At 36.9% G+C, this 745-nt stretch carries 1 protein-coding gene; it reads right to left on the bottom strand.

All coding sequences use genetic code 11. The features are described 5' to 3' along the window. Positions 1-38: 38 nt before the first annotated feature. Positions 39-665 carry a DNA methyltransferase gene (locus AAY47_RS23005; protein ID WP_072059836.1) on the bottom strand — a complete coding sequence of 209 codons (627 nt, stop codon included), beginning with the start codon at positions 663-665 and terminating at the stop codon, positions 39-41. Positions 666-745: the final 80 nt, after the last annotated feature.

Genomic DNA, 745 nt, shown 5'->3' with positions numbered 1-745 from the left:
GTGATGATTATCGTGCACAGGTTTTCTTTGGCTGAGGATTAATCAAAGTATGCTCGCGCCCTGTGCTGTCCCTTAGAGTCAAAAGTATCCTTTCCTGACAGCCAATTTTCGATTTGGCTCTTCATTGTCCAACCTGCTTTTAACGTGACTTCGCTAGCTAAGGCTCCATTCTTACATTCAAATACACCTGAAATAACTTCAACAACCTCTTTATCTCCAAATACTGACGGAAACGTTTTATTTTCACCTAAGAACTTAATTCCGGCAGGGAATGTTATTTCTGACGCTGGATTTTTAAAGCTAACCTTTTTTATTGCACGTTCAGAAATTAAGCTATCATCTCCCTTATAAACAATATGAGGTAATTGAGAGATATCTTTTGCATATGCCAAGATATATTCATGCTCTCTGGTAAAAGTTGATGCTGATGTTCTTCCACTCTTCCAAATAAATCTTTCAACAAAATTATCTTCACCGAATATTTCATTGCACAAATTGGACAAATTAACAACTTCATGTTCATCTATAGATATAAATATAATGCCACCATCGGATAATAAATTTCTGGCCAATTTTACTCTTGGGTAAAGCATATTTAGCCAATCTGTATGATACCGACCAGATGTGTCAGAATTGGTGCTAAAAAGCTTACCTTGGATTCGCATGATAAGTGCAATGTCTAAAAAAGGCGGTCAGTTGCTATAGTAGGCATCTTTCTCGCCAAAGGAAAATGCACTATGACCTA

Origin of the sequence: Xenorhabdus griffiniae (assembly GCF_001028135.1) — a bacterium.
GTDB lineage: Bacteria > Pseudomonadota > Gammaproteobacteria > Enterobacterales > Enterobacteriaceae > Xenorhabdus > Xenorhabdus bakwenae.
The sequence above is the reverse complement of the archived record's forward strand: the minus strand, read 5'-3'. Positions and strand labels throughout refer to the sequence as shown.

What these genes read in the sequence shown, in the direction of transcription:
- AAY47_RS23005 (WP_072059836.1), bottom strand. Translation starts at nt 665, where the DNA reads ATGCGAATCCAAGGTAAGCTTTTTAGCACCAATTCTGACACATCTGGT.